Here is a 26,944-nt window from a genome sequence, read left to right as displayed (position 1 = left end):
ACCACGTCTGCCGCCGAAGGGCTGCCCTGGATCGCTGCGCCGCGCCCGCACGAAATCCTTCAGGGCTCGGCCAGCGGCAAGCCCCGGCTCGGCAACTCCCAGTGCAGATCCGGTGTCGCGTCGTAGAGCTTGCGATGGGCCAGCACCGCGTAGGTATCGGTCATGCCGGCGATGTAATCGGCGACCCGGCGGGCGATCCGGGCGGTGGAGGCTCCCGCGAGGCCGGCGCTCCATTCCTCGGGCATGCGGGACGGATCGGTCGTGAACGCCGCGAACAGGTCGCGCACGATGGTGTCGGCCTTCTTGCGCACGGCCACGACGCCCGGATGCCGGTACATCCGCCCCCACAGGAAGCGCATGATGTCAGCGTCGGCGGCGGCGATCTCCGGCGAGAAGGCGATCACCGGCTCGCCGGCCCCGCGGACGTCCTCGACGCAGCGCGGGTCGAGCGCCGCGATCCGGCGGCTGCCCTCGCGGATCACATCCTCCACGAAACGCGTGATCACGCGTCGCGCCAGCTCGTGAATCTTGCGGGACGGCTCCAGGCCGGGATGAAGCCGGTCGATCTCCCCGAGCAGGTCGGCCAGGAACGGGACGCAGTGCAACTCCGGGATCTCGAACAGCCCGGCACGCAGGCCGTCATCGAGATCGTGGGCCGCGTAGGCGATATCGTCGGCGAGCGACGCGGCTTGCGCCTCCGGACCAGCCTGACTCCACAGATCGAGGGGATTCAGCGCGTCGTATTCGAGAATCGCAGCGGGGATGCCATGCTCTTTGTAGCGCGGCGTCGGCCGGCCCTCGGGATCGAGCAGCGGACCGTTGTGCTTGACCAGTCCCTCCAGCGTCTCCCAGGCGAGGTTGAGCCCGTCGAACCCCGCGTAGCGCCGCTCCAACCGCGTCACGATCCGCAGGGCCTGCGCGTTGTGGTCGAAGCCGCCATGCGCGGCCATGCAGGCATCAAGGGCATCCTCGCCGGTGTGACCGAAGCAGGTGTGGCCGAGGTCGTGGCTCAGCGCCAGCGCCTCCGCGAGATCCTCATCGAGCCCCAGCGCCCGCGCCAAAGCCCGCCCGATCTGGCTGACCTCCAGGGTATGGGTCAGCCGGGTCCGGTAATGGTCGCCCTCGTGATGCACGAAGACCTGCGTCTTGTGCTTCAGGCGCCGGAACGCGGTCGAGTGGATGATCCGGTCCCGGTCGCGCTGGAAGTCGCTGCGCGTCGGCGAGCCGTCCTCCGCGATCAGCCGACCCCGGGTCCGAGCCGGATCCGTCGCGTAGGGTGCGCGCCAGCGCTCGCCGTTAGGCCGCACGGAACGCGTCCGCTGTCTCGCGCAAACTGGTCATGCTCTCTCCTCGTCCGACGCGTTGCGGCGCAGGCTCAGGATCCATATCTTGTCTGCGATGACGCCCGGGACAACATTCCGGCGGCGTCCACCGAATGAATGCGTGGCCGTGAGACCAATGGCTGATATTACCCTGACCGATCGCGCCGCCAAGCGCATCAACGAGATCATGGTCGCCGAGCCCGCCGGCTCGTCGCTGCGGATCAGCGTCAACGGCGGGGGCTGCTCGGGCTTCTCCTATGCGTTCGACATCGTCCGGAGCCGCGAGGCACAGGACTTTGCGATCGAGCGCAACGGTGCCACCGTGGTGGTCGATCCGGTGTCGCTGGAATACATGAGCGGCTCGACGATCGATTTCGTGAACGACCTGATCGGCCAGTCCTTCAAGATCGAGAATCCGCTCGCTACGGCGTCCTGCGGCTGCGGCACGTCCTTCTCCTTGTGAACGCGCCGAGCCGGGGGTCTGAGGCCTGGCCGTTGCCGGCTTGCGACACCCGTCTGGGCTCGGCGAAGTGATCCGACGGGCGCGATTGCCTCGCCCGGCAAAACGCGTCACGCCTGTCGGATTCGCGTGAACGCTCTGGTCCGGACCCTGTCATGATCCATCCGAAGGCCCGATCCTCCGTCTGGTCGGCCTTGGTGGCGGCCGGTGCCACGGCGCTGCTCGGCCTTGTCGTCCTTCCGGCGCCGCTCGCCGCGCAGGAGGGCGCCGCCGCGGTTCAGGACGTGACGGTGACCGACGTCGTCCTGCCCCTTGGCGGCACGCTCCTCAAGGCGCCAAAGCTGACGGCGAGCGGAACGCGCCTTTCGAAGGATGAGCTAGCCGCGATCCTGCGCCCGGACTCGGCGGTCCCCTGGAGTGAGCGCCTGGCGCGGCTCGATGCCGGCAGCCTGACGGTTCCGGTGCTCACCTCCGAGAATGCCGGGCCGGGGGACAACCGCCAGACCGTGACCTACCGCGACGTCGTCGCCCGGGATGTCCGGGCCGGGCGCGTCGGTGAGCTCACGGCCGCGGGTGCGACCGTCAGCGTGGTCTCCGGGCCGAACCGCGGTTCCGGGACCTACGGACAATTGCGCGCCACGGATCTCGACCTCGCGGCGCTCAGCCGTCTCTACACCGTCGCCGGGGATGGCAAGGGCCCGATCCAGCGGGTCTACGGAACCATCCAGGTCGCCGATGTGACCTACGCGGATGCCCGTGGGACCACCGTGAAGATCGCGAGCCTGAACGGGCGCGATCTGGGCGGCCGACAGATCCCCGATGGCTGGAACGGCGCCTTCGCCATTGTGGCTGGGGGGTTCCAGGATGGCACCGATCGCCGCGCCGTCGCGGCCGCATCGGCCGACTTGATCGAGGCGACCACGGTGGGGAGCCTGGAGATGCGGGGCCTCAGCGTCAGCGATGCCGACCCGAAGGGGCCGTTGCTGTTCGAGATCCGCCGGGTCGCCTACGCGTCCGAGGGGCCGGAGGCCGGCACGCGGCTGGAGGATCTGTCCCTGTCGCGGGGCAGCCTGCGTACGCAGCTGGCCCGCCTGACGCTGACCGGTGCCTCGCTGGCTCCCACGGTGGCGGCGCTGCAGGGCATCGCCGGGGAGCCGGCAGCCAGGGCCGGCTTCTCCGACACCGAGATGCGCCGCCTGACCCCACAGATCGGCAACCTGACGCTGAACGACCTGATGATCGAACTCCCGCCGGAGGCGACACCCGACCATGCGCCCCAGCGGGACGGACGGGTCCCGGTTCGTGGGTCCGGCCCCGAGGCGGCCCGGCTCAATGCCGGCAAGCCTTCGGATCCGAAGGCGTCGGAGCCGCGGGCCGGTGATCCCCTGGCGGTCACGGTCGTACCGCAGACGGGTCGCCGGGTCGCTCTGCGGGAGGCGACCCTCGCCGTCGGTCCGCCCAGCGATGGCGTACCGAGCAGCAGCCGTCTGACACTGTCCGGCCTGAGCCTGCCCGCGGATCTGCTGGCCGGTCAGCCGATCGTCGGAATGCTTCCGGCCTATGGCTACCGGGACGTCGACCTCGACGTCGTCGCCGACGCGTCGGTCGACGCGAAGGCGCGTGATCTGTTGGTGCGCGACATCACGGTTTCGGGGCGCGAGATCGGCACCATCCGCCTGTCGGGAACGCTGGGTGGCATCGGGCCGGAGCTCCTCTCGGGGACGCTCCCGGCGGCGACACTGCTGATGTTCTCGGGCAGCGCCAAGAACCTCGATCTCACGGTCGAGAATGCCGGCCTGTTCGAGCGCTTCCTCGCCGCGCAGGCGAAGGACCTTAGTCTCAAGCCGGATGAGTTGCGCAAGGAATACGTCACGGCCAGCCTGCTCGGGGTTCCGATCATCCTCGGCAACGGCCCGGCCGCCAAGGCGATCGGGGCCGCGATGGGTCAGTTCGTGATGAAGCCCGGCAAGCTGGTGCTGCACGCCCAGGCCAAGGAGCCCGCGGGCATCGGCTTCATCGACCTCGGCGCGGCGCGCTCGCCCGCCCTCGTGCTTGATCGCCTGGACGTCGACGCCAGGGCGAATTGAGGGTCAGGCTCTCACAGTGCGATGATTCCCGGGTGCCGCGCCGCAAGCGTCGCCCGGGTTGTCTCCGCCCAGGCCCGATCCCGCGCGTGGCGCGGCCGGTCGAGCGGCACATCCGCGACCAGACTCGCAGGGCGGCGCGAGACCAGGAGCAGACGGTCGGCGATCCCGATCGCCTCGGCGACGTTGTGGGTCACCATCAGGACGCTCATGCCCGTCTCGTCGACCGTGTCGACCACCAGCCCGCGCAGCTCGGCGGCAGCGGCGTCGTCGAGCGAAACGAACGGCTCGTCCAGCACCAGCACAAGCGGCCCGGCGGCGAGCGCCCGGGCGAGCGCCACGCGCCGCTGCATCCCGAGCGAGAGCGCCTTCGGGTAGCTGCTTCGCCAAGGCGTGAGCCCGAGCCGCGCGAACAGATCGTCGAGGTCGCGGCCCCGCCGTGCCCGGGGAAGGCCCAGACGGACGTTGTGCTCGACGCTGCGCCAGGGCAGCAATCGCGGCTCCTGGAACACGATGCCGGCTTGCTCGGCCCCTGAGACGCGGCCCTCGAAGGCCGTATCGAGGCCGAGGAGGATGCGCAGCGTCGTGGTCTTGCCGGCGCCGGACGGGCCGATCAGGCAGACGATCTCGCCCGCCGCGATGCCGAAGGCGAGGTTGCGCACCGCCTCGACCGGTTCGGCGCCGCGCGACCGATACCATTTCGAGTCGATCGCGACCTGCAGGACAGGCTCAGCGCCAGCGACGGACATAGGCTTCGAGCCGCTGGAGGAGGAGGACATCGATGCCGATCATCACCGCCATGAAGACGAGGCTGTAGCCGATGATCGCGGCCACGTCGGTGCTCTGGACGAAGTAGTAGTTGATCGCGAAGCCGACACCGTCCGGCCGGCCGAGCAATTCGACCACGAGCACGATCTTCCAGGCGAGCGACAGGCCCGACCGCGCCGCGGTGACCATGTAGGGTTGGAGCTGCGGGATCAGGACGTCGCGGGCCCAAGTCCGGCGGTCGAGCCGGTAGGCCCGCGCCATCTCGTCGAGCCCGGGATCGAGGTTGCGGGCGCCCTCACGCACGATCACCGCGACGTTCGGCAGCTTGTTGAGCACCACCGCCAGGATGGCGGCCGTCTCGGTGAGGCCGACCCAGACATAGGCCAGCACCGTGATGACGAGGGCCGGCGTGTTGAGGAGCACGAGGAGCGGCGTGTCGAGGGTCAGGTCTGCGGCCTTCGAGCGGCCGAGGGCGACGCCCAACGCGACGCCGAGCACCATCGCGATGGCGAAGGAGATCGCCACGCGCAGCAGCGTGATGCCGACGTTATGGGCCAGATCACCCCGCGCGGCTTCCTGTGCGATGAAGCTCAGAACCGCCATCGGTGCCGGCAGCAGGCGCGAATGCGCTTCCAGCGCAACCGCCTGCCACGCACCGATGAGGACCACCAGGGACGCGATCCGTGTCAGCGCGCCCATGCGAATCCGGCGATCCGGCGGTGCTTCGCTTCTCCCCGGGGGGCGGACGCCTCAGCCATTGCGGCCGTTGTCGTAGTAGAGGTCCGGCGGCAGGCCGTTGCCCTTGCCGACGAGGCGTTCCCCGCCGAGCCGCGCCATCACGGCGTAGAGCTTCTCGGCGTCGGCACGCTCCTCCGCCACGGGGCGGCGCGGGATCCCGGCCAGAAAATCGCGCTTCAACGCCTCGAACGTCGCGTCGTTCTCCGCGGCCATCAGTGGCCGCACGATCTCCCACGCCGAGGGATCCTGAGCCAGCATGTCCTTGGCAGCGCGGGACGCGCGGTAGAAGCCCGCGACCGCGTCCGGCTTCTCCTTCACGGTCGCGTCCGGGAAGAGATAGCCGATCAGCGCCACGTCCCCCGGGACACCGAGCGCGTGCAGGATATCCTCGGCGCCGATCAGGCGGCGGAACGCCCTGGCTTCGAGGCGCGCGCAGTAGGTCCAGTAGGTCAGGGCCGCGTCGAGCGCGCCCTGCTCGAGTTTCAGCGTAATCAGCGGCGGCGCGCCGTAGGCGATCTCGGCCGCGCGCTCCAGATCGATACCGGCGACATCCTTGGCCTGGGCTCTCAGGAGCAGCCAGTTCTTGTCCAGGGGGCCGCCCGCCACGCCGAGGCGCTTGCCGTCGAGATCCTTCAGGCTCTTGATCGGGCTGTCGGCCGGCACCATCACGGCGCCTTCCGACGTCGAATAAGGGATGAAGCGCACCGCCTGCCCATCGTTGCCGAGGCGCGCCGCCCAGAGCAGGTCGCCCACGATCGTGTCGACCTGCCCGCCGATGAAGCTGATCCGCGCGGCGTCGTTCCCGGCGAGCTTGACGGCGTCCAGCTGAAAACCGTTGGCTGCGTCGAGGCCGCGGGCCTTGATCACCGCCGCCTCCCAGGTCGAGGTGCCGAAGGGCAGGCTTCCGAGGCGGACCACCGGCGTGTCGGCCCGCGCCGCCCGAAGGCCGAGGCCGCCCAGCAGGCCCCCGGCGAGCATCGCGCGCCGTGACAGCATCACGCCTTCTCCCTTGGTCTTCTGCAGTTTTCAGGCGAGGCAGACTGGGGTGCGGACTTGTCCCGGCGCCATTGGAAAATGGTCATAGGGCCCGCACGCCGCCGCGTCCACCGCGCGCGATACGCTTGCGCCCGGCCCGATGCGGCGGCACCTTGCGGTGATCGAATGCGGGAGGGGCGGCACATGAGCGAGCAGCGAGAGGGCGTATTGGACGAGGCGACCGTGGAGGCGCGGCTCAAGGCCGAGCTGCCCGCGTGGCGACTTGAGGACGGGTGGATTCGCCGCACCTACAAGACCTCCGGGTGGAAGAGCACGCTCATGGTGATCAACACGGTCGGCCATCTGGCTGAGGCCGCATGGCACCATCCCGACCTCACGGCGTCCTACGCCTGGGTCGAGGTGCGCCTGATGAATCACGCCGCCAAGGGCATCACCGACAAGGATTTCGCCCTGGCCAGGAAGATCGAAGAGGTCGTGTCCTGGCAGCCTGGCCTGGAGGGCCAGGGGCTCGACGGCACGCCGACCGATCCGCGCTTCGCCTACATCAAGTACGAGAAGTAGCGGGCGTCACTGCGGCTCCTTCACCCGGCGGCACTCGGTCTTGAGGTAGGCGCTCTTGCCGATCTCGTCGCGCCGCTCGGTGCGGGCGATGATCTCCTGCCAGCCGGTTGCGCAGCCGAGTTCGTTGGCGACCCGGATCTTGCGGACCTCAAGGGCCTGGTCGTCCGAGCAGGCTTCCTGGGCCACGCCGTTGGCGCAGACCAGAACCACGGCGATGAACGCGTTCATGCGGATCGGACTCCTCGTTCGATCCGACCCTATGCGCAGCGCGCCGATTGGTTGCCGGTCCGCGCGTCCGAGCCTGTGAAAACCCGATCACGTTTTCAGGGCAATGGACGCGGGGGCGGGCTTCCCGGCTATCGGCCGGAGCCGGTAGCAGCTGACGTACAGGGCCGGCAGGAACAGAAGCGTCAGGACGGTGGCCGCTAGGATGCCGCCGATCATCGCATAGGCCATGGGTCCCCAGAACACCTCGCGGGCGATCGGGATCAGGCCCAGGCTCGCCGCTGCGGCCGTGAGCAGGATCGGACGCATCCGGTGGTGGGTCGCTTCGAAGACGGCCTCCCACGGTTCCATGCCCTCGTCCCGGAATTCCTCGATCTGGCTCACCAGGATGACGGCGTTGCGGATGATGATGCCGATCAGCGCCAGGATCCCCAGGATGGCGACGAAGCCCATCGGCTTGTCGAACAGCAGCAGCGCCGGCACCACGCCGATCAGTCCCAGCGGCGCCACCGTGAAGACGAGCAGCATCCGGCCGACGCTCTGGAGCTGGATCATCAGCAACAGCGCCATGGCGAGCAGCATCACCGGCACCACCGCCGCGATCGGGCCCTGCCCCTTGGCCGATTCCTCGACGGCGCCGCCGGTCTGAAGGACGTAGCCCTCGGGCAGCGCCTTCGCGAAGGCGTCGATACCCGGCTGAAGGCCGGCCACGATGGTGGCGGGCTGGGTCGCGCCGCGGATCGTGGCGCGCACCGTCACGGTGGGCAGCCGGTCGCGGCGCCAGACGATCGGCTGTTCCAGGTCGTAGCCGATCCGCGCAAAGGCGAGGAGCGGTACCACGGTGCCGTTCGAGAGCCCGACCTGCAGCGATTGCAACGTATCGAGCGAGGAACGCTCGGCGGCCCCGGCGCGGCCGACCACATTCACGAGATAGATCGAATCGCGCACCTGCGTGATCGTCTGCCCGCCCTCGATGCCGTTCAGGATGCCGGCCACGTCCTGGCTCGACACGCCGAGCTGGCGCGCCTTGTCCTGCAGGATCTCGATCCGCAGGACTTTGCCCGGCTCGTTCCAATCGAAGGTCGGCACGTCGAGGCGCTGATCGCTCCCGACCACGTTGGCGAGGTCGAGGGCGAGGTGGCGCACGGTCTCCATATTCGGACCGCTGAGCCGGTACTGGACCGGTCGGCCGACGGGCGGCCCGAGGCTGAGCGGCTGCACCAGCACGTCGGTCCCGACGAAGTCGCGCAGGGCGATGGCCTGAAGGCGGCCCATCACGCGGTCGCGCACCTCCAGGGACTTCGTGACGATGACGATCTGCCCGAAGAACGCGTTCGACAATTGCTGATCGAGCGGCAGGTAGAAGCGCACCGCGCCCTGCCCGACATAGGACGACCAGCTCGTCACATCGGAATCGTCTTTCAGCTTGGCCTCGAAGCGGTCCATCTGCGCCCGCGTCTTGGCGATCGTCGCGTTCTGCGGCAGGGTCAGATCGACCAGCACCTCCGACCTGTCAGAGGACGGGAAGAACTGCTGCTGCACATGCCCCATCCCGACAATCGCCAACCCCATGACGGCGAGGCAGAGCACGACCGTGGTCCAGTGCCAGCGCATCGCGACCCGGAGCGCCGCCGTGAACAGCCGCGTAAACAGGCCGTCCTTCTCGCTGTGGTGTTTCATGGTCTTGGGAAGGAGCGTCACCCCGATGAGCGGCGCGAACAGCACCGCGACCACCCATGAGACCAGCAGCGAAGCGGCGAGGACCACGAACAGCGAGTAGGTGTACTCGCCCGCGCCCGAGCCGTTGAAGCCGATCGGCAGGAAGCCCGCCACCGTGACCAGGGTACCGGTCAACATCGGGAAGGCCGTCGACGTGTAGGCGAAGGTCGCGGCCTTCAGGAGCGTGTCGCCGCGTTCCAGACGCGCCACCATCATCTCCACGGTGATCATGGCGTCGTCGACCAGGAGACCCAGCGCGATGATCAGCGCGCCGAGCGAGATCCGCTGCAGCGTGACGTCCATGATCTGCATGACCACGAACACGATCGCCAGGACGAGGGGGATCGACACCGAGACCACCAGCCCGGCCCGCACGCCGAGACTGACGAAGCTTACAGCAAGCACGATGACGATGGCTTCGACCAGGGCCTCGGTGAAGCCGCCGACCGCGTGCTCAACCTGCTTGGGCTGGTCCGAGACGAGATGGACGCCGACGCCGACCGGTAGCTTCGCCTCGATCAGGCGCATCCGCTCCTTCAGCGCCTCACCGAAATGGAGCAGGTTGGCGCCGGGCCGCATCGCGATGGCCAGCCCGATCGCCGGCTTGCCGTCCACCCGGAACAGGGCGGTGGGCGGATCCTCGTAGCCGCGGGTGATCTCAGCGATGTCGGCGAGGCGGAAGAAGCGGTCGTTCACCCGCAGATTGAAATCCTGAAGGGCGGCCTCCGACGCGAAGGAGCCGCTGACCCGCAGCGAGACGCGCTCCGGTCCGGCCTGGACCACGCCCGAGGCCGAGACGGCGTTCTGCGCCTGGAGGGCCTTGATCAAGGCCGAGAAGTCGATGCCGTAGCCGGCGAGCTTGCGGGTCGAGAAGTCGAGGAAGATCGTCTCGGCCTGGGTGCCGATCAGCTGGGTCTTGCCGATATCGGGCACGCGCAGCACTTCGGTGCGCACGCCCTCGACGTAGTCGCGCAGCTGCCGGTAGGTCAGGCCGTCGGCCGTGAAGGCATAGATGTTGCCGTAGACGTCGCCGAACTCGTCGTTGAAGAATGGACCCTGCACGCCCTCGGGGAATTGACCCTTGATGTCGCCGAGGCGCTTGCGCACCTGATAAAAGGCCGGCTGGATCTCGTTCTTCTTCAGCGTGTCGCGGAACTGCACGAACACCGTGGAGAAACCCGGCGTCGTGTAGCTGCGGACATAGTCCAGCCCGTTGAGCTGCTGCAGCTCCTTCTCGACCCGGTCGGTGACCTGATCGAGGGTCTCCTTGATGGTCGCGCCCGGCCATGTGGTCTGCACCACCATGGTCTTGATCGTGAAGGGCGGATCTTCCTCCCGGCCAAGGCGGGTATAGGCCATCACGCCCGCGATCAGCGCGACGAACATCAGGAACCAGACGAACGAGCGGTGCCCGAGCGCCCAATCGGACAGATTGAAGCTTTTCACGCGAAACCCCGTGCCGCCGGCTGAGAACGGTGCCCGATCGCGTTGCAAGCGAGCCCGGATCTAAGCCTCTGTATTTGCGCGCTCTTTTGCGCCGAACCGGTGTCGACTGCGACGGAGGGCGCTTTAGGCCGCGTCATCCGTCAGCCGCACCGGCTGGCCATCCGTGAGCGAGTGGACGCCGGCGACCACGACCCGATCGCCTGCCTTCAGACCATCGATGATCGCGATCAGGCCCGGCTCCGCCCGGTCGCGCTCCGCCGCCACCGTCACGTCGCGCCGCTTCACCGACTTGCCGTCCGGCAAGACGATCCAGACCGAGCGGCGGTCGCCCTCCTCCAGCAGCGCCGAGGGCGGCAGCAGGAAGCGCGGGCGGACCTTGCTGGAGAGCGCGACGTCGATGGTCGCGCCGAGGCGGAAGGCGGGTCCGGGATTGTCCAACGCGATGCGGATGCGTTTGGAGCGCGTCCCCGCCTCGGCGAGGGGTGCGATCTCGCGCACCCGGCCGGTCGTGGTCAGGTCCGGAGCGCTCTGAAGCGCGACGGTGAAGCGGCAATCCGGCGGCAGCGCGCCGACATAGGCTTCCGGAATGTCGACCACGGCCTCGCGCACATCCGGCCGGGCTACGGTGACCACGCCCTGGCCCGCGCTCAGCACCTGCCCGATCTCGGCGAGGCGCTGCGTGACGACGCCGTCGAACTCGGCCTTGAGTTCCGTGTAGCCCATCTGGTCCCGGGCCTTCTGGAGGCTCGCCAGCGCCTGATCGACCCGCGCCCGCGCGGTGTCCCGCCGGGCGACCGCCTGATCGAGGGTGGCCTGCGAGACGCTGTTGCCGGTCATGAGGAGGCGCGTCCGGCCCTCGGCGGAATCCGCGTTCTCGGCCTGGGCGCGGGCGTCGGCAAGGTCGGCCTCGGCGCGGGTCAGGTCGAACCGCGACACGATGGTGTCAAGCGCTGCGAGGCGCTGACCCTTCTTGACGATGTCGCCGACCGTGACGTCCCGCCCGACCATCCGGCCGGGGATCTGGAAGCCGAGCTGCGCCTGATAACGCGGCTCGATGGTCCCGGCGAACGGTCCGAGGGTGACCGTGTCGCTTGGACGGACGACCTGGGTGAGCACGGGCCGGACGGAGGCTGCAGCCTCTGCGGATCCGGCCGTGTCGCCGTGATCGGTGCAGCCGCCCAGCACGGCGAGGGCAGCCGTCATGAGAACGGTGTAAGCGCGCATCACGGGCCCGCAATCTCGGCGGCGGCCACGTGTTGGCCGGGCCGCAGGAACTGGATGCCGGCCACGACCACACGCTCGCCCGGCTCGACGCCCTGCTTCAGCGCGATGATGTCGGGCCCGAAATGGTCGATCTCGACCGGACGGATCGACACGGTCCCCTTGGCCGGGTCGAAGATCCACACGGATGGACGGCCGTCGTAGCGGTAGAGCGCCGACCAGGGCAGCACCACAGACTCGCGCGGGGCGAACCGGCCGCGCCCGACCACGACGGCGCCGAGCCCCATGGCGGGCGGCGTCGTCCGCAGCCCGATCTTGACCCGGACGGTGCCGCTCTTGGCGTCGACGGTCGGGGAGACCTCGCGGACCGTCCCGATCGCCGTAACGGCCGGGTCGGATTGCAGCGCCACCGCGATCGTGCCGTCGGCGGGCGGATGGGCCAGCAGCGACTCGTAGACGTTGAACACCGCGTCCCGCGGGCCGTCCTGCGCGAGCACCAGAACGGTCTGGCCCGACTGGACCACCTGACCGACCTCGAAACTCCGGCTGGTCACGATCCCGGCGACCCCGGCGCGCAGCTCCGTGTACGAGAATTGCTCCTGCGCGGTGCCGAGGGCGGCCCGCGCCGAATCGACGGCGGCCTGGGTCGTCCGCAATTCCTGCTCGGCATTGTCGTAGGTCGAGCGTGTGGTGAAGCCGCCCGCGAGGAGCTGCTTCTGGCGCTCGAAGGACATCTTCGCCTGCGTCTGCAGCGCCTCCGCCGAAGCGAGCGCGGCCTTGGCGTTGTCGAGATTCGCTTTCTGGGTGAGCGGCTCCAGCACGGCCAGAACCTGATCGGCCTCGATATGATCGCCGACATCGACCTGCCGCTCGGCGACCTTGCCGTTCGTGCGGAACGCCACGTTGACCTGCGCCTGGGGCTGGATGTCGCCGGTCAGGACCGCCTCCGAGGCGATCGGCGTCCGGCGCGCTTCGACGATCCGGACGCGCGCTGGCGCAGGCTCATCGGCGGGACCAGACTCCGCACGGGCGCACCCGACGGCGCCGAGCGCGGTTATTGCGAAGAGAAGTCGGATAACGACCCGATCGGTCAATGAAGTCATGCGGTCGACCACCCCGGGCCGGACTCGTGAAAATGCCGTGGCGCGTCTCTAGCCGACTCGTTACATACCGTCCAGTCGGTTTTTAAGGCAGGTGTTCGATGAAGGGCAAGCGCAAGCGGTTGGCGGACCGGCCCGAGATCATCCTCGAAGCGGCCGCTGCCGTTCTTCTGAAGGGCAGCGCCCGGGCGCTGACGATCGACGCCGTCGCGGCCGAGGCGGGGCTAAGCAAGGGCGGCGTGCTGCACCACTACGCTTCGAAGGATGCCCTGATCGCCGCGCTGGTTGCCCGGGAGCTTGCCCGGCTGCGCGAGGAGATCGCCGCCTGCGAGGCCGCGATCCCGCCCGGCCCGTCGCAACTCCCGAAGGCGATGGTGGCGCATGTGCGGGGGCATTATTGCGCGGACGACGAGTCCTCACGGGCGCTGCTGCTGGCCTCCCTCGACTCCCCGGAGGCACTGAACGATTACCGGGCCTTCGTGGCAGATCAGCTCGGCCGCCTCAGCCGGATCGAGGGCGCCTGCCCCGGCGAGGGCTCCGTGCTGTTCTTCGCGATCCTCGGGCTGTTCATCGGGCGCGCGCTGGGGTTCCATCAGCTTGGCGAAACGGAGCTTCAGCCGATGGTCGCCGCCCTGGAGCGCATCGCCGACCGCTCGGAGGCCTGATCCCAGGCCTTACGCCCGGAACGCCAGCACGGCGCGGGTGCCAGTCCCGCCCGGGACATAGGACAGCGCCGAGCGCAGGTTCGTCGCCATGGCGCGCACGATGCGCGAGCCGAGCCCCGTGCCACGGATCTCGCCCTCGCCGGTCCAGCCGACCCCGTCATCCTCGACCGCGAGGCGAACCGTACCGGCACCGTCCCGCTCCACCGCGACCCGGATCTCGCCGGACGTGCCCGGAGGATAGGCGTACTTGTAGGCGTTGGTGACGAGTTCGGTGACCACGACGCCGACCGAGACGGCCTTGTCGGGTGTGAGATGCACCGGCTCGGCGCGCAGCCGGATCGCATGATCCCGCCCGCTCGCCCGCATGGCGGCCTGCAACTCCTCGATCAGGCTGCCGAGATAGGCATCCAGCGCGACGGATTCGACATCCTCCGACGTGTAGAGCCGGCGGTGGATGCCGGCGATGGCCGAAATCCGCGCCTGCATCTCGTCGAGCGCGGCCTTGGCGGCCGGATCGGCTACCGCGTTGCGCTGCATATGCGCCAGGGCGGCGACCAAGGCGAGGGAGTTGGCGACGCGGTGGTTGACCTCCCGCAGCATCAGCTCGGCCCGGTCGCGGGCCTCGCGCATCTCGGCCTCGGCCCGCTCCTTGTCCCGGCGCAGCGCCTCCTGACGAAGCGCCGTGTCGACCGCTTCGCCGAGGAGTTCGCGGAACTGGCCCTGCACGTCCTTCCACACATAATCGACCGCACCGGCCTTGAGGGCGGCCACGGCGACGCGCGAATCCTCCGATCCGGTCACGTAGATGACCGGCGGCGCGTGCGGCAGCGCGCGAATCTCTGGCAACAGGTCGAGCCCTGTCTGATCGGGCATGTGATGGTCGAGCGCCACCGCGTCGATCGCGCCCTGCGCCAGCCGGGCCAGCCCGTCGGCGCCGTTGGCGCAGAGTTCCACGGCGTAGCCGCGTGCCTCCAGCGCGCGTCGGACCAGACGGCCGAGGCCCGGATCGTCGTCGATGTAGAGGATCCGCGCCACCGGAGCGGCACCGTCCGCGCCGGCTTGGTCCGCGGTCATGGGTTCTGGGGAACCTCCATCACCGACAGGAACAACCCGAGCTGGCGGATCGCGTTGGCGAAGCCCTCGTAGTTCACCGGCTTCGTGATGTAGACGTTGGCGCCGAGATCGTAGCAGCGCTGGATCTCACGGCTGTCGTCGGTGGTGGTGAGCACCACCACCGGGGAGCGTCGCGTGTGCGAGTTCGCCTTCACCTTCTCGAGGATGTCGAGCCCGGTCATGTCCGGCAGGTTGAGGTCGAGCAGGATCAGCAGATGGCGCCGGGCGCTGGCCTCGCCGGATCCGTCCGGTCCGAGCAGGTAGGACAGGGCCGAGGTCCCGTCCTGGAACGGCACGATCTCGTTGTTGACGCCGGCACGACGGATGTTGCGCTCGATCAGCCGCGCGTGCCCCTCGTCATCCTCGATCATCACGATGCTGACGGGATGCACGGGTCGCTCCACGCTCATGCGGCGGCAAGCGGCGCCGGTTCGGATACCTGATCGACAGCTGTAGACGCGCCGCGCGGCAAGGTCACGCTGAACGTCGTGCCCACGCCGAGTTGCGAACGGATCTCGATCCGACCACCGAAGCTCCGGACGAGCGCCTTCACGTGGGCGAGGCCGATGCCCTCGCCGGGCCGATCCTGCGTGCCGGAGCGCCGGAACAGTTCGAAGACGCGGGCGTGATCCCGCTCCGCGATGCCGCGCCCGTTGTCGGTGACCGAGAAGCAGATGCCCCGCGGGCCGGCCGACTGCGCCGTAACTGCGATCTGCCCGGGCCGGGACGGATCCAGATACTTGATGGCGTTGTCGAGCAGGTTGCTGAAAATCTGCTCGATCGCGAGCCGGTCGGCGACGATCGACGGCAAATCGGGCGCGATCGTCACGACAGCGCGGGCCGCCTCGGCCTGATGTCTGTGCGCATCCGACAGATCGTGTAGCAGGGTCGTCATGTCGAGCCGTTCCGGTCGGAACTGACGCCGGCCCTCGCGGGACAGCTTCAGGATCGCGGCAATCAGGCCCTCCATCCGGTTCACCGCGGCCTTGATGAAGCTGAGCGCCTCACCGAAATCCGTGTCGATCCGCTCCGCCTGCGGCTGTCCGGCAAGGGCGGCTTGTACCTCGTGCCGCGTCGCTTCCAGTTCGCTCGTGAAGCCCATGACGTTGACGAGTGGCGCCCGCAGATCGTGGCTGACGATGTAGGCGTAGCGCTGGATTTCCTCGTTCGATTCCCGGAGCTCGGCCTCGGCCTCCCGCTGCTCGGTGATGTCGGTGTGGACGCCGACCCATTCACGGAGCTCGCCGCTTGCTTCGAGAACGGGAATGGCCCTGATCGCGAAGTGGCGCCAGAGCCCGTCCACCGTACGGACACGGTGCTCGTGAATGAAGGTGCGCCGGGCTTTCACGGTCTCGTTCCAGGCATCCACGGTCGCCTGGGCATCCTCCGGATGGACCACCTTGGCCCAGCCGTAACCCTGATACTCGTCACGGGTCTGGCCGGTCATTGCGCTCCAGCCCGGCTGCTCGCCGATCATCCGGCCGGCCGCATCGTTGGTCCACAGCACGCCGCGGACGGCCTGGACGGCGGCCCGGAACCGCGCCTCGCTGGCTTGGAGATCCCGCTGGATCCGCTGCTGATCGAGGGACGCCCCCAGCATCGCCAGGAACAGGATGAAGAAGGTCGCCCCGGCCACGTAGAGCGCCAGGTTCTGCTGCCCCGGCGCCAGCATGACGATATGGGCGTGCGGCGCGCCCTGCGCTTCCGCCGTGAAGGTCGCCGCCGCCATGCCGGTGTAGTGCATCCCGGCAACGGCGAGCCCCATGATGACGGCGGCCAGCAGCTTCTGCCCGACGCCGTGGTTCCGAAAAGCGAGCCACAGGGCGATGGTGGCGGCGCTCGCCGCGATCGCGACCGAGACCGCGACGATGGCAGGGTCGTAGGCGAGATCACCGGGGATCCGCAGCGCAGCCATGCCGGTATAGTGCATCGCGGCCACGCCGAGCCCCATCAGCGGCCCGGCGACGAGGATCGATGCCATGCCCTCGCCCCGGTAGGCGACCCATGTGAAGGCCAGACCGGTCACCACCACGGCGATGATGAGCGAAAGAACGGTCAGGCCGAGGTCGTAGGCGGCGGCCATGCCCATGTCGAAGGCCAGCATGCCGACGAAGTGCATCGACCAGATCCCGCCGCCCATCGCGAGGGCCGAGCTTGCCACCCAGGCCCAGCGGGGTCCGGTGGAGGGTCCGCGGATACGCGCGCCGAGATCGAGGGCCGAGTAGGACGCGAAGATCGCGAGGCCGATCGACAGGGCGACGAGCGCGGGGTTGTAGCCCGTATGAATCATGGATGCGGTGATGCGCGTCGGGAGCGGGGTCAGATTTAACCCGCGGTTGCAAGGCGCGCCACACGCTCAGAAACGCGGCGGGCTCCGCGGACGGCCGCGTGTAACGGCTTCTGCTTCTCGAGCTGCTGGGGTCGTCCGCCGAATCCAGCGTCGCGCCAAGAGATGTCGCGCCATGAGATGATGCATCGGCCGAAAGCACGACCGTCGTTGTCCGATCAGCCGATCCATGACCGTCAAGATCTGCACAGGTATCGATGATGCAGCGCACGGTCGAGCCGAACTGCCACCTTTCATACAGTTCCAGTGGCGATCACCGAAGGACGCCTCGCGGAGCAGGTGTTCAATCGCAATAATGACGCGGCCAAGAAAAATTCATGCGGCCAAGCCCCTGATGGTCTCTTCCCACGCTCAACCGCGTTGTAGGTTGGGCCGATCGCCCGTCGCGAATGCAGGTCCATGAACGAACACGCCACGGCGCCGTTTCCGGACGATCTGCGCAGGGCCTTGGCGCGCGCCCTTTACGCCTGGGACCGTGGCGATCAGCCCGACCTCCCCGCGTGGGACGACGCGGTCCTCGACGTCGATCATCCGGGGCTGCGGCAGCGTTATCTCGGGCGCATTGATGCGCTGGCGGCGGGTCCCCTCGCCCGGGTGCTCGCGGACGCGGCGGAGCATGCGGCCGCCGGGGAGGAGCTGCGCGTGCTTCGGCGGCAGCGCATGGCGCCCGAGCGGGAGCGGGAATTGCTGGCGGCCAACAACCGGTTGCTCACCCGCGCCGAGGCGGCCGAGGCCGCGCGGGACGGCGCGGAAGCCGCGCTGGCTCAGATGCAGCGCGAGCGTGACGTGGCCCGGGAGGCCGAGGGTTTCTGGCAGCACTTCGCGTTCGACGCCGACGATCTGGCGACCCGACGCCTGATCGAGCAGACGGAAGCCCGCGCCGCGGCCGAACGGGACGCGATCCTCGAGCGCTGCCGACGGGAGCGGGCCGAGAGCGCGCTGCGCCTGTTCGCCGACCGTGCCGACGTCATGCCGAAGGAAGGTTGGGCCTCGGAGCTGACCAAGGCCAATCGGGACATTCCCCTCTGGTGGTTCCACGCGGCCCGCGTGGCCCTCACCCCGCCGGACTCGTCGAGCGATCCGGCGGAGGGAACGTCCTGAGCCAGCTTAAGCGGCAGCCGGTCGAACCGCAGTTCCCGCCGGCTCGCGGAACAGGGCGGTGCAGCCGGAGCCGCGATGCATGCTCAAGATCGAAGCCCGATCGATCTCCGGATGGGTCTTGAGCACCTTCTGCACGCAGCACAGGACGCGCTCGTACTGGGCGGCGTCGAAATTGGGCTCCAGCGGGCTCACAGCGATGTAGGTTTCGACGACGAGCACGCGCTCGGCGCGGTCGCGGCCGACGTCGACCGCAATCCAGGAGGATTTGATCAGGCTTGTACTGGCGAGCATGGGCGTCCCTCCTACCGCATCGTGACTCTCGGCTGGCCGGCCAGCCTCCGATTTTGGCGAAATCATGAACCGCATTCGGAAGGATGCCAAGGGGCGTCGGATGCGGTCTGCGATTTCATCAACGACAGCGCGTTGAGCCGTGCGCCAGGACAGCTTAGGATGCGTAACCCGCCACTGTGCCATCGGTCATAACAGGCCTCGCATCGCGCCGATGGCATGTGGTATACAGACAACCGGAACCTGACCGGGATCCACATGACGGTGTCGCAAGACGACGACACCGCGCTATGGGAGGGAGTGCAGACATGATTCGTTCGAGGATGGGTCCGGACTGCCCCGATGGCTCGTCCCGCGTGTCACAGCCGGTCGCTTGCCGCCTTCCGTCTGCCCGGTCGGCCTGAAAGCCGACCTCCGCATTCCCGACGACTGTCCTCAACTCCGAGACCGATCATGACAAAGGCCCTCGAAGGCGTTCGCATCCTGGACTTCACCCACGTTCAATCCGGCCCGACCTGCACGCAGCTCCTCGCGTGGTTCGGCGCCGACGTGATCAAGGTCGAGCGGCCAGGGGTTGGCGATGCCACGCGTCAGCAGCTCCAGGACATCCCGGACGTGGACAGCCTCTATTTCACGATGCTGAACCACAACAAGCGCTCGATCACGCTCGATTCGAAGAATGCCAAGGGCAAGGAAGTGCTCTGGCGCCTCATCAAGGAATGCGACGTCCTCGTCGAGAACTTCGCGCCCGGTGCGCTCGCCCGGATGGGCCTGACCTGGGAGAAGATCCACGAGGCCAATCCGCGGATGATCCTGGCCTCGGTCAAGGGCTTCGGGCCCGGCCGCTACGAGGATTGCAAGGTTTACGAGAACGTCGCGCAGTGTGCGGGCGGCTCCGCCTCCACCACCGGTTTTCGCGACGGCATCCCGATGGTCACCGGCGCCCAGATCGGCGATTCCGGCACCGGCCTGCACCTCGCGCTCGGCATCGTCACCGCCTTGTTCCATCGCACCTACAGCGGCCTCGGCCAGAAGGTCGACTGCGCCATGCAGGACGGCGTGCTGAACCTCTGCCGGGTGAAGCTGCGCGACCAGCAGCGCCTCGAACATGGGCCGCTCCGGGAGTACAGCCAGTTCGGCGAGGGCATCCCCTTCGGCGAGGCGACCCCGCGCGCCGGCAACGATTCCGGCGGTGGCCAACCGGGGCGTATCCTGCGCTGCAAGGGCTGGGAGCAGGATCCCAACGCCTACATCTACGTCATCACTCAGGCCGCGGTGTGGGAGCCGATCTGCGACATCATCGGCGAACCCGGCTGGAAGACCGATCCGAACTACGCCACCCCGAAGGCGCGCCTGCCGCATCTCAACGAGATCTTCACGCGCATCGAGGCGTGGACGATGAAGGTGTCGAAGTTCGAGGCGATGGACACCCTCAACGAATACGACATCCCCTGCGGCCCGATCCTGTCGATGAAGGAGATCGCCGAGGACGAGGCCCTGCGGAAGACCGGCACCATCGTGGAGGTCGATCATCCGACGCGGGGCAAGTACCTGACGGTCGGAAACCCGATCAAGCTCTCGGCAAGCCCGAGCGAGGTCGCGCGGTCGCCGCTGCTTGGCGAGCACACGGCGGAGATCCTCCGCAGCGTGCTCGGCTACACCGATGCGGAGGTCGGCGAGATCGCCAATTCGGGGGCGATCGGGGTGATTCCGAAGATCGCGGCCGAGTAAGCTGACGGACGCGCCGCTCCTCGCGGGCGTTCGAGCACGACAGCGCAATGGAGGGGATCGAAACGGTGTGGCCGCCGGCTCGCCGCTGAGGCCGATCCCCTCCCCTATCCCGCGACGCGGGTTCAACGACGTTCCGGAGATTGCATGCGCATCGCCTTCATCGGTCAGCAGGATTTCGGCAAGGCCGTTCTCGAGGCGTTCCTCAAGCGGGGCGACACGGTGGCGGGCGTGTTCTGCGCGCCGGAGAAGCCCGGCGCCAAGCCGGATGTGCTGAAGACCGCGGCCGAGGAGAAGGGGCTTCCGGTCTTCCAGTTTCCAAGCCTCAAGAGCCCGGAGGCCGAGGCGGCGATGCGCAGCCTCGACGCCGATATCGGCATCATGGCTTACGTCCTGCAGTTCGCGCCGCAGAGCTTCGTCACGATTCCGAAGCACGGGACCATCCAGTACCATCCGAGCCTGCTGCCCCGGTATCGTGGCCCGTCCTCGATCAACTGGCCGATCGCCCGGGGCGAGCTCCAGACCGGCCTGACCATCTTCCGGCCCACCGACGGCCTCGATGAGGGCCCGGTGATCCTCCAGAAGACCTGCCCGATCGGCGCGGACGCGACGCTGGGCGACGTGTATTTCGAAGCCCTCTTCCCGATGGGTGTCGACGCGATGCTCGAGGCTGCCGACCTCGTGGTGGCCGGCCACCACGTCGAGATCGATCAGGACGAGGATGCGGCGACCTACGAGGGCTGGTTCCGCGCCGCGGAGGCCGAGATCCGCTGGTCGGCCCATGCCGAGCAGATCTACAACCTGATCCGTGCGGCCAACCCTGCGCCTGGCGCCTGGACCACCCGGGACGGCCAGAAGCTTCAGATCTTCGATTCCAGCCTGCGGCCGGTTCGCCGCCTGGGCGACGTCAAGGGCAAGCCCGGCGAGGTGATCGCCGTGGATGAGGACGGCTTCAGCGTCTGCGCGCAGGGCGGCCGGATCGAGATCCGCAAGGTCAAGCCGGAGGGCGGCAAGAAGGTCTCGGCCGCCGATTACGCCCGGGAAACCGGGCTCGCCGTAGGGCAGGTGCTCGGTCGCTGACGACTGCACCGCAGTACTAGCGGGGCTCCGAAGCCCCGCCGGCCGCGTTCAGCCCGTAACCGCGGAAGCGGTCCACCGTCGTGCCGATCTCGTGGTCGGACAGGATTGCGGGCGTGCCGATCTGGAGCGCGACCGCATATTGGTGGCACAGCGTCTCGAGTTCGACCGCGAGCCAGAGGGCCTTGTCCACGCTCGCCCCGGCGGCGATCATGCCGTGATTGGCCAGCAGACAGGCGTTGCGGTCGATCAGTGCCGCGAGCGCGAGCTCCGACAGCTCGGCGGTGCCATAAGGCGCATACGGCGCGCACCGGACGCTGGGCCCGCCGAAGGCCGCGATCATGTAGTGGACCGCCGGGATATCCCGCCGGCACAGCGCGAAAGCGGTGCAGTAGACCGGGTGCGCGTGGACGACGGCGCCGCAATCCCGGCGGGACGCGAGGATGTCCCGGTGGAAGCGCCACTCCGACGAGGGCTTCTGGTCTGCCGGATGCGTGCCGTCGAGCGCGAGGGATACGACATCCTCGGGCTGCATCCGTGCCGTGGGCACCCCCGAAGGGGTGATCAGCAGCCCATCGCGAAACCGCACCGAGACGTTGCCCGAGGTGCCGCGGTTGAGACCCTGGGCATCGAGTTCGCGCGCCGCGGCCACGACGCTCTCCCGTGCGCTGCGCTCGTCGTTGTCCATGGCCCGGTCCCCGCACATCTCGGTCCCGGGTAACAGAAAGCCCGGCGCCGTAAAGGCGCCGGGCTCGGTCGTGTGCGGGCGTTGTCGGCTAGCGCGCGAGGGCCGGCGCCAGGGTCGTCTCGGGCTTCTTGGTGTAGGCCGCGCGCATCGGCTTGAGCACGAACAGGGCCAGGAACGCCGCGAGGATGTTGAGCCCGGCCGCAACCAGGAACACCGTGTGCCAGCTCCCGGTCATCGTGGTGAGCACGCTGGTATAGGGCACGATCAGCGCCGCGGTGCCCTTGGCCGTGTAGAGCAGGCCGGCATTGGTGGCCGCGTATTTCGAGCCGAACGTGTCACCGCAGGTTGCCGGGAACAGCGAGTAGATCTCACCCCAGGCGAAGAACACGAGGCCGGTCAGCAGCACGAAGGCGATCGGGTTCTCGCCGAACTGGCTCAGCGCGTAGATGCCCAGCCCCTCGATCGCGAAGGAGATGAACATCGTGTTCTCGCGGCCGATATGGTCGGAGACCCAACCGAAGAACGGGCGGGTGACGCCGTTCAGCACCCGGTCGAGAGTGGCCGCGAAGGTCAAGGCCGGCAGGGTGATACCCAGCAGCGAGACCGGCACGTCGGCGATCTTGAAGTCCTTGGCGATCGGACCGAGCTGCGCAGTGGCCATCAGGCCGCCGGCCGCCATCATCACGAACATCGCGTACATCACCCAGAAGATCGGGGTGCGGACCATCTCGCCGGGCTTGAAGTCGCGCTTCGATTGGCTGACCCGGGCGACGTCGGGCACCTGACCCTTGATCGGGGAGCGCAGGAAGAGGGCAATCAGCATGACGATCACGCCTTGGCCGATGCCGAAGTAGAAGAACGCCGCCTCGTAGCCCTGCGATTTGATCATCGCCTGGATCGGCACGACGGTCAGAGCCGAGCCCGCGCCGAAGCCCATGGCGGTGATGCCAGCCGCGAGGCCGCGGCGGTCCGGGAACCACTTGAGGGAATTGCCCACGCACGTGCCGTAGACCGCACCGGCGCCGGTCCCGCCGATCGCGGCGGCGACGTAGAGCATGGTCAGCGACTCCGCGTAGGAGTTCATCACCCAGGCGATGCCGCACAGCAGGCCGCCGAACAGGGTGACGATCCGAGGGCCGTACTTGTCGACGAACCAGCCCTCGATCGGCACCAGCCACGTCTCGGTCACGACGAACAGCGTGAACGCCACCTGGATCGCGGCCCGATCCCAGCCGTGACGCTCCTGCATTGGGTTCACGAAGAAAGTCCAGCCGTACTGCATGTTCGCAATCATGCACATGCAGACGACACCGAAGGCGAGTTGCAGCCATCGGCCGCCCCCCACAGGTGTGCGGATCTCGGACATTCGCTTCCCTCCTCGCTAATTATATTTTTGGTGGTTGATTTGAGCTGTCTGTATGCCCTGCCCGATCATGATGTGGCAGAACAAAGCGACCGTCGTACTTCAAAAAATTCTTGACGGTTGATCAAACGAGGTCTTCCGCGACGAAGACACTCGCTGTCACCGCGCTTCGACTGCTTTGGTCGACGGTATGCCAGCAGGATCGTGCTTATCTTGCGGTCATGTGTCAATCGAACCTGCATAAAAATACAGGTCACCGCCGAGGGATTAACCGTGTCGCGACGGACGTGGGCCGATCATCCCGGTCGCTGCGCCACGTTTCGCGTCGTCGCTGCGCTGGCCGCTTGTTCTTGTCACAGGTCTGTGGGGTCCGACCGCTGTCGACTATGATCTCGAAAAGGTTTGGGGTAGTGCGCTTGTAAGCGCACGACTGAGAATGCGTGCGGTCCATGATACAAGTGAGACGCTGGACCAGGGATGTCGAACTCCGAACCGCTGAGCGTCAAGCCGATCGTTGCCAGTTCAAGTCTCCGGACTTTGGCGTACGAGGCGCTAAAGACGGCCATCACCAACATGGATATTTACGGGCGTCCGGACGAGGTGAGGCTCGACGAGCGCAAGCTCTCGCAAGATCTCGGCGTCAGTCGCACGCCCGTGCGCGAGGCGTTGACGGTGCTTGAGCAGGAAGGTTTCGTCCGCTCGGAAGCGCGGCGCGGCGTCTTCGTCATCAAGAAGAACAAGCACGAGATCGTCAGCATGATCCACGCCTGGACGGCGCTGGAGAGCATGGCGGCGCGGCTTGCCTGTACGCGGGCGACGGACACGCAACTGCGGAGCCTGCGAGACGCGTTCCCCGAATTCTTCGAAGGCCAGCCGTCCGAGCATATCGACGAGTATTCGGACGCCAACATCCGTTTCCACCAGCGGATCATCGCGCTGGGCCATTGCGAAGCCATCGCGGATCTCACCAGCAACCTGCTGATGCACGTCCGCGGGATCCGCAGCACGGCCCTGCGCCAGGGCGACCGGGCTGAGCGCTCGATCCGCGAGCACGTCGCCATCATTGCTGCGCTCGAGGCCCGGGATGCCGATCTGGCCGAGCGCCTCGTGCGCGAGCACGGTCTCGGCCTCGCCCAGCACGTCGACACCTACGGCGATTACCTCGACTGAGGCGATCGCCCCCCGCGTCGGGATACCGAAACACCGCGTGGTCGCGCCACCCTTCGCGATGGCCGACACGGAGGTCGGACATCGCGCTTACCACCGATGCGGGCCCCCCTGAACACATCTGGCGAGGATTGTCGCAGCGCAGCATGCTGTTTCGCGCAGTCGCGCGGTGGCCCGGCGTCGCGCGCATGATGCAAGGCGCGGACGCAGAAAATTTGCGATCGAGCGACCCGATATGCATGCGCCGCATGCTCGGCATTCCGTATCTGGCATACCACATTGCAGAGCGGTATGGCATTTACTGCGTCGCACCATGAGCCGCACGGCCGACCGGGAGTTTCACGATGATCGCCAGCTTCCTCATCATTTTCGTAGCGTTCGCGATCTGCCAGGCCGTCCTGACGGTGAAGTTCGCCGATTTCCTGAATCCCGAGAACGGGTCTGAGACCGTCGCCGCCGGGCCGCGCGGCGCTGTCGGATCCGCCAAGCTCGCCTAATCTCGACCGAGCCTGCTGGACCGTTGTGTGCGGACAGCGCGCTGACTGCGTAGAGTTAACGCTTTCCTCGCAACTTCCCGTTAGGGTCAACGCACAGTTGACCCAATGGGCGAGGGAGCAACCGTGGTGGCCCTCGGCTCTGCATCGCGATACGCGGAACAGCCCTTCGTCCTGCTGATCTCCGATCGGCCTTCGGAGCGAGCCGCCCTGGAACGGTCCATCGCTCTGGTGATGGACTGCCGGGCCGTCGACGCTGGCGCTGCTCTCCCGGCGGAACGGCCGCATCTCATCATTCTGGACGCGCCACCGGATCGAGCCCTCGCGCTTGAAACGGCCTATCGCACGGCGAAGCCGCCTGTGCCGCGCCTCGTCCTCGCACGCGGCGAGCGACCGTTTCCGATGGGCGCACACCTCCGTGTGCTTCCGGCCACGACATCGCGTCAGGTCGTCCTGGCGAACGTCTTCGCCCTGATCGAGGAGGCGACGCGTTCGGCCAAGATGCGCGCCCGACGGCTCGGAGAGCACGTCACCGGCGCCACCGCGATCGTTGCGGACCTGTTCGACAGCGCCGCGCTCGGCGCCGGGCTCCAGCGTGCCGACATCGACCGTGGGACCGAGCTGGTCCTGGCGGCGGTGTCGGAAGTTGGGATCGGCGCTTGGCTCGAGGCGGTCTGGCGTCACGACATCGGGGTCTATCAGCACACGCTGGGGGTCGCCGGCCATGCGGCGACGTTCGGGTCCCAGATCGGCCTGGGCCGCGCCGATCTCGACCGTCTGGTCCGCGCAGCGCTCCTGCACGATATCGGCAAGTCACGGATTCCCGTCGACATCCTGAACAAGCCCGGTGCCCTCAACGCCGAGGAATACCGGTTGATGCAGCGTCATCCGGATATCGGTGCCACGCTGCTGAAAACACAGGGCGAGTTCGAGCCCGAGGTCCTCGACGTCGTGCGCCATCACCACGAGCGCCTCGACGGAAAGGGCTATCCGGATCGTCTCGCAGGCAGCGCCATCAGCGATCTCGTGCGGATCGTGAGCATTTGCGACGTGTTCTCGGCGCTGACCGAGCGGCGGACCTATCGCCAGCCGGCCAGCGGGCCCGAGGCACTGGCGATCATGGTCGAGGCTCAGGGTCACCTCGACCCGGATCTCCTCCGCGCGTTCGCGCCGGTCATGCTTGGAAGCGACGCCCTGGCGGCCTGAGCGCCGTGGCATCCAGGCCACGTCCCGCACAAACGGGCTGGGCCGATCCGCGACCGCCGTGCTTTCGCCGCAAGCCGGCCCGAGGGAGGCGCCCTCCCCCTCTGCGTTGCCGACCGGACCGTGCCGAACCTGACCCGCCCCCTCGCCGCCGCCCTGCTGCTCACCCTGACCGGATGCGGCGGCCTCTCATTCACGCCGGAGCCAACGGTCGAGAACACCACCCATACGGCGGTGCTCGACGAGGTCGCGGCCGCGGCGGCGATCTCGGCCTACCGTGTCCAGAACGGGCTGAGCCCGGTCGTGGTCGATCCGGTGCTGGTGAAGGCCGCCGCGTTCCAGGCCGGCAACAATGCCCGCCACGGTCAGCTCAGCCACGAGATCGGCGGCAGCTTCACGTCGCGCATGGCCTCGGTCGGGCTCGCGAAATCCTGGGCGGCCGAGAACCTGAGTGCGGGTTCCGAAACCCTGGAGCAGGTGCTCGCCCGCTGGAAGGCCAGCCCGGAGCACAACAAGAACATGCTGCTCCCGCAGATTCGCCGGATCGGCATCGCCCGCGTGGATGCGCCGGACACGCGCTATAAGCGATTCTGGGCCTTGGTGATGGCCGGGGGCTAGAGCGCTCTCCGCCGAAGTAGATACCGGTTCGGCGCAACAACGCGCGTCGACACAAAGACTTAAAGCCGTGCGCGATTACAACGCGCACGGTACACGACAGTGACACCACCGTCGCCGAATAGGGCGCGGGCCCCCTCTCCCGTGCGGGAGAGGGACAGGGTGAGGGATGAGAACTTTCCGGAAGAGGCGCACCCTGTCAGCGCCTTGAAGGTGCGCGCGATCCTGAACCTTCTCGACCCTCACCCCAACCCGCTCCGGCACGGGAGAGGGGGCATGTTGCACTAGCCACCCGTGTGGGCAGACGCTTGTCGTGTACCGTGTGCAACGCGCTCGCGCACGGCTCTAACGCCGGATCAACCGCCCGACGCGAGATCGACGATGCGCATCTGCGCCCGCTCGGCTCAGCGCTAGCGGTCGCTGGTCGGCGTGCCGGCCACGTGCATCTCGCGGCC

At 68.0% G+C, this 26,944-nt stretch carries 25 protein-coding genes; 11 read left to right on the top strand and 14 right to left on the bottom strand.

Features of this window, described 5'->3' with window-relative positions:
• Positions 1-59 precede the first annotated feature (59 nt).
• Complete coding sequence (locus tag MKK63_RS08350; RefSeq protein WP_244000547.1) at positions 60-1,307, bottom strand: deoxyguanosinetriphosphate triphosphohydrolase; 1,248 nt, start codon at positions 1,305-1,307, stop codon at positions 60-62.
• A gap of 151 nt (positions 1,308-1,458) precedes the next feature.
• Between MKK63_RS08350 and MKK63_RS08345 the strand changes: the two genes are divergently transcribed.
• Positions 1,459-1,785, top strand: a complete 327-nt coding sequence (locus MKK63_RS08345; RefSeq protein WP_243919543.1) for a HesB/IscA family protein — start codon at positions 1,459-1,461, stop codon at positions 1,783-1,785.
• 152 nt (positions 1,786-1,937) lie between these two features.
• The gene (locus MKK63_RS08340; RefSeq protein WP_244000545.1) at positions 1,938-3,869 is read left to right on the top strand and encodes a hypothetical protein; all 1,932 of its coding nucleotides are present in this window, start codon (positions 1,938-1,940) and stop codon (positions 3,867-3,869) included.
• Between the two features lie 11 nt (positions 3,870-3,880).
• On the opposite strand, the gene MKK63_RS08335 is transcribed toward MKK63_RS08340, so the two are convergent.
• The 3 genes from MKK63_RS08335 to MKK63_RS08325 are packed head-to-tail and all read right to left on the bottom strand — an operon-like array spanning position 3,881 to position 6,368.
• A complete protein-coding gene (locus MKK63_RS08335; RefSeq protein ID WP_244000543.1) occupies positions 3,881-4,615 on the bottom strand; it encodes an ABC transporter ATP-binding protein in 735 nt (244 codons plus the stop codon).
• Positions 4,596-5,333, bottom strand: a complete 738-nt coding sequence (locus tag MKK63_RS08330; protein WP_244000541.1) for an ABC transporter permease — start codon at positions 5,331-5,333, stop codon at positions 4,596-4,598. The genes MKK63_RS08335 and MKK63_RS08330 overlap by 20 nt, the downstream gene beginning before the upstream one ends.
• 51 nt (positions 5,334-5,384) lie before the next feature.
• On the bottom strand, positions 5,385-6,368 hold the full coding sequence (locus MKK63_RS08325; protein ID WP_244000538.1) for an ABC transporter substrate-binding protein: 984 nt from the start codon (positions 6,366-6,368) through the stop codon (positions 5,385-5,387).
• A gap of 183 nt (positions 6,369-6,551) precedes the next feature.
• Between MKK63_RS08325 and MKK63_RS08320 the strand changes: the two genes are divergently transcribed.
• A complete protein-coding gene (locus MKK63_RS08320) occupies positions 6,552-6,929 on the top strand; it encodes a 4a-hydroxytetrahydrobiopterin dehydratase (RefSeq protein ID WP_243919550.1) in 378 nt (125 codons plus the stop codon).
• A 6-nt stretch (positions 6,930-6,935) separates the two neighbouring features.
• On the opposite strand, the gene MKK63_RS08315 is transcribed toward MKK63_RS08320, so the two are convergent.
• The 4 genes from MKK63_RS08315 to MKK63_RS08300 all read right to left on the bottom strand — a co-directional run bounded on the left by MKK63_RS08315 (position 6,936) and on the right by MKK63_RS08300 (position 12,643).
• Complete coding sequence (locus tag MKK63_RS08315) at positions 6,936-7,157, bottom strand: hypothetical protein (RefSeq protein WP_244000536.1); 222 nt, start codon at positions 7,155-7,157, stop codon at positions 6,936-6,938.
• 87 nt (positions 7,158-7,244) lie between these two features.
• Entirely contained in the window at positions 7,245-10,319 is a 3,075-nt protein-coding gene (locus MKK63_RS08310; protein ID WP_313901757.1) for an efflux RND transporter permease subunit, read from the bottom strand.
• 123 nt (positions 10,320-10,442) lie between these two features.
• Entirely contained in the window at positions 10,443-11,543 is a 1,101-nt protein-coding gene (locus MKK63_RS08305) for an efflux RND transporter periplasmic adaptor subunit (RefSeq protein ID WP_244000534.1), read from the bottom strand.
• Positions 11,543-12,643 (bottom strand): efflux RND transporter periplasmic adaptor subunit, encoded by a 1,101-nt coding sequence (locus tag MKK63_RS08300; RefSeq protein WP_244000532.1) that lies wholly within the window; start codon positions 12,641-12,643, stop codon positions 11,543-11,545. Before MKK63_RS08300 ends, MKK63_RS08305 begins: the two co-directional genes overlap by 1 nt.
• Positions 12,644-12,741: 98 nt before the next feature.
• Between MKK63_RS08300 and MKK63_RS08295 the strand changes: the two genes are divergently transcribed.
• Complete coding sequence (locus MKK63_RS08295; RefSeq protein ID WP_244000530.1) at positions 12,742-13,305, top strand: TetR/AcrR family transcriptional regulator; 564 nt, start codon at positions 12,742-12,744, stop codon at positions 13,303-13,305.
• Positions 13,306-13,314: 9 nt separating this feature from the next.
• Here the strand turns inward: MKK63_RS08295 and MKK63_RS08290 are convergent, their stop codons facing one another.
• The 3 genes from MKK63_RS08290 to MKK63_RS08280 are packed head-to-tail and all read right to left on the bottom strand — an operon-like array spanning position 13,315 to position 16,708.
• Positions 13,315-14,379, bottom strand: coding sequence for a sensor histidine kinase (locus MKK63_RS08290; RefSeq protein ID WP_244000528.1), 1,065 nt, complete (start codon positions 14,377-14,379; stop codon positions 13,315-13,317).
• On the bottom strand, positions 14,376-14,828 hold the full coding sequence (locus MKK63_RS08285; protein ID WP_244000526.1) for a response regulator: 453 nt from the start codon (positions 14,826-14,828) through the stop codon (positions 14,376-14,378). Before MKK63_RS08285 ends, MKK63_RS08290 begins: the two co-directional genes overlap by 4 nt.
• The gene (locus MKK63_RS08280) at positions 14,825-16,708 is read right to left on the bottom strand and encodes an MHYT domain-containing protein (protein WP_244000524.1); all 1,884 of its coding nucleotides are present in this window, start codon (positions 16,706-16,708) and stop codon (positions 14,825-14,827) included. Before MKK63_RS08280 ends, MKK63_RS08285 begins: the two co-directional genes overlap by 4 nt.
• Positions 16,709-17,164: 456 nt before the next feature.
• Here MKK63_RS08280 and MKK63_RS08275 point away from each other — a divergent pair, with 456 nt between their 5' ends.
• On the top strand, positions 17,165-17,866 hold the full coding sequence (locus MKK63_RS08275) for a hypothetical protein (RefSeq protein ID WP_244000522.1): 702 nt from the start codon (positions 17,165-17,167) through the stop codon (positions 17,864-17,866).
• 6 nt (positions 17,867-17,872) lie between these two features.
• On the opposite strand, the gene MKK63_RS08270 is transcribed toward MKK63_RS08275, so the two are convergent.
• Positions 17,873-18,157, bottom strand: coding sequence for a hypothetical protein (locus tag MKK63_RS08270; RefSeq protein WP_244000520.1), 285 nt, complete (start codon positions 18,155-18,157; stop codon positions 17,873-17,875).
• A 450-nt stretch (positions 18,158-18,607) separates the two neighbouring features.
• Between MKK63_RS08270 and frc the strand changes: the two genes are divergently transcribed.
• A complete protein-coding gene (gene frc / locus MKK63_RS08265; protein ID WP_244000518.1) occupies positions 18,608-19,885 on the top strand; it encodes a formyl-CoA transferase in 1,278 nt (425 codons plus the stop codon).
• 144 nt (positions 19,886-20,029) lie between these two features.
• Entirely contained in the window at positions 20,030-20,962 is a 933-nt protein-coding gene (locus tag MKK63_RS08260; RefSeq protein ID WP_244000516.1) for a methionyl-tRNA formyltransferase, read from the top strand.
• A gap of 16 nt (positions 20,963-20,978) precedes the next feature.
• On the opposite strand, the gene MKK63_RS08255 is transcribed toward MKK63_RS08260, so the two are convergent.
• Both MKK63_RS08255 and oxlT read right to left on the bottom strand, forming a co-directional pair.
• Positions 20,979-21,647 (bottom strand): class II aldolase/adducin family protein, encoded by a 669-nt coding sequence (locus MKK63_RS08255; protein WP_244000514.1) that lies wholly within the window; start codon positions 21,645-21,647, stop codon positions 20,979-20,981.
• Positions 21,648-21,735: 88 nt separating this feature from the next.
• On the bottom strand, positions 21,736-23,013 hold the full coding sequence (gene oxlT / locus MKK63_RS08250) for an oxalate/formate MFS antiporter (RefSeq protein ID WP_244000512.1): 1,278 nt from the start codon (positions 23,011-23,013) through the stop codon (positions 21,736-21,738).
• A gap of 474 nt (positions 23,014-23,487) precedes the next feature.
• Here oxlT and MKK63_RS08245 point away from each other — a divergent pair, with 474 nt between their 5' ends.
• The 4 genes from MKK63_RS08245 (at position 23,488) to MKK63_RS08230 (ending at position 26,492) form a co-directional block, all read left to right on the top strand.
• On the top strand, positions 23,488-24,180 hold the full coding sequence (locus MKK63_RS08245) for a GntR family transcriptional regulator (RefSeq protein WP_244000510.1): 693 nt from the start codon (positions 23,488-23,490) through the stop codon (positions 24,178-24,180).
• A 341-nt stretch (positions 24,181-24,521) separates the two neighbouring features.
• Entirely contained in the window at positions 24,522-24,674 is a 153-nt protein-coding gene (locus MKK63_RS08240) for a hypothetical protein (RefSeq protein ID WP_244000508.1), read from the top strand.
• A 126-nt stretch (positions 24,675-24,800) separates the two neighbouring features.
• The gene (locus MKK63_RS08235; protein WP_244000564.1) at positions 24,801-25,877 is read left to right on the top strand and encodes an HD-GYP domain-containing protein; all 1,077 of its coding nucleotides are present in this window, start codon (positions 24,801-24,803) and stop codon (positions 25,875-25,877) included.
• A 120-nt stretch (positions 25,878-25,997) separates the two neighbouring features.
• Positions 25,998-26,492, top strand: a complete 495-nt coding sequence (locus MKK63_RS08230; RefSeq protein ID WP_244000506.1) for a CAP domain-containing protein — start codon at positions 25,998-26,000, stop codon at positions 26,490-26,492.
• Positions 26,493-26,944: the final 452 nt, after the last annotated feature.

This window comes from Methylobacterium sp. J-088 (assembly GCF_022829295.1).
Taxonomy (GTDB): Bacteria; Pseudomonadota; Alphaproteobacteria; order Rhizobiales; family Beijerinckiaceae; genus Methylobacterium.
The sequence above is the reverse complement of the archived record's forward strand: the minus strand, read 5'-3'. Positions and strand labels throughout refer to the sequence as shown.

Coding starts and splice junctions, on each gene's coding strand:
- MKK63_RS08245 (WP_244000510.1), top strand. CDS start 23,488: ATGTCGAACTCCGAACCGCTGAGCGTCAAGCCGATCGTTGCCAGTTCA.
- MKK63_RS08295 (WP_244000530.1), top strand. CDS start 12,742: ATGAAGGGCAAGCGCAAGCGGTTGGCGGACCGGCCCGAGATCATCCTC.
- oxlT (WP_244000512.1), bottom strand. CDS start 23,013: ATGTCCGAGATCCGCACACCTGTGGGGGGCGGCCGATGGCTGCAACTC.
- MKK63_RS08255 (WP_244000514.1), bottom strand. CDS start 21,647: ATGGACAACGACGAGCGCAGCGCACGGGAGAGCGTCGTGGCCGCGGCG.
- MKK63_RS08320 (WP_243919550.1), top strand. CDS start 6,552: ATGAGCGAGCAGCGAGAGGGCGTATTGGACGAGGCGACCGTGGAGGCG.
- MKK63_RS08260 (WP_244000516.1), top strand. CDS start 20,030: ATGCGCATCGCCTTCATCGGTCAGCAGGATTTCGGCAAGGCCGTTCTC.
- MKK63_RS08290 (WP_244000528.1), bottom strand. CDS start 14,379: ATGACCGCGGACCAAGCCGGCGCGGACGGTGCCGCTCCGGTGGCGCGG.
- MKK63_RS08330 (WP_244000541.1), bottom strand. CDS start 5,333: ATGGGCGCGCTGACACGGATCGCGTCCCTGGTGGTCCTCATCGGTGCG.
- MKK63_RS08305 (WP_244000534.1), bottom strand. CDS start 11,543: ATGCGCGCTTACACCGTTCTCATGACGGCTGCCCTCGCCGTGCTGGGC.
- MKK63_RS08335 (WP_244000543.1), bottom strand. CDS start 4,615: ATGTCCGTCGCTGGCGCTGAGCCTGTCCTGCAGGTCGCGATCGACTCG.
- MKK63_RS08300 (WP_244000532.1), bottom strand. CDS start 12,643: ATGACTTCATTGACCGATCGGGTCGTTATCCGACTTCTCTTCGCAATA.
- MKK63_RS08315 (WP_244000536.1), bottom strand. CDS start 7,157: ATGAACGCGTTCATCGCCGTGGTTCTGGTCTGCGCCAACGGCGTGGCC.
- MKK63_RS08285 (WP_244000526.1), bottom strand. CDS start 14,828: ATGAGCGTGGAGCGACCCGTGCATCCCGTCAGCATCGTGATGATCGAG.
- MKK63_RS08325 (WP_244000538.1), bottom strand. CDS start 6,368: ATGCTGTCACGGCGCGCGATGCTCGCCGGGGGCCTGCTGGGCGGCCTC.
- MKK63_RS08340 (WP_244000545.1), top strand. CDS start 1,938: ATGATCCATCCGAAGGCCCGATCCTCCGTCTGGTCGGCCTTGGTGGCG.
- MKK63_RS08270 (WP_244000520.1), bottom strand. CDS start 18,157: ATGCTCGCCAGTACAAGCCTGATCAAATCCTCCTGGATTGCGGTCGAC.
- frc (WP_244000518.1), top strand. CDS start 18,608: ATGACAAAGGCCCTCGAAGGCGTTCGCATCCTGGACTTCACCCACGTT.
- MKK63_RS08345 (WP_243919543.1), top strand. CDS start 1,459: ATGGCTGATATTACCCTGACCGATCGCGCCGCCAAGCGCATCAACGAG.
- MKK63_RS08240 (WP_244000508.1), top strand. CDS start 24,522: ATGATCGCCAGCTTCCTCATCATTTTCGTAGCGTTCGCGATCTGCCAG.
- MKK63_RS08280 (WP_244000524.1), bottom strand. CDS start 16,708: ATGATTCATACGGGCTACAACCCCGCGCTCGTCGCCCTGTCGATCGGC.
- MKK63_RS08275 (WP_244000522.1), top strand. CDS start 17,165: ATGAACGAACACGCCACGGCGCCGTTTCCGGACGATCTGCGCAGGGCC.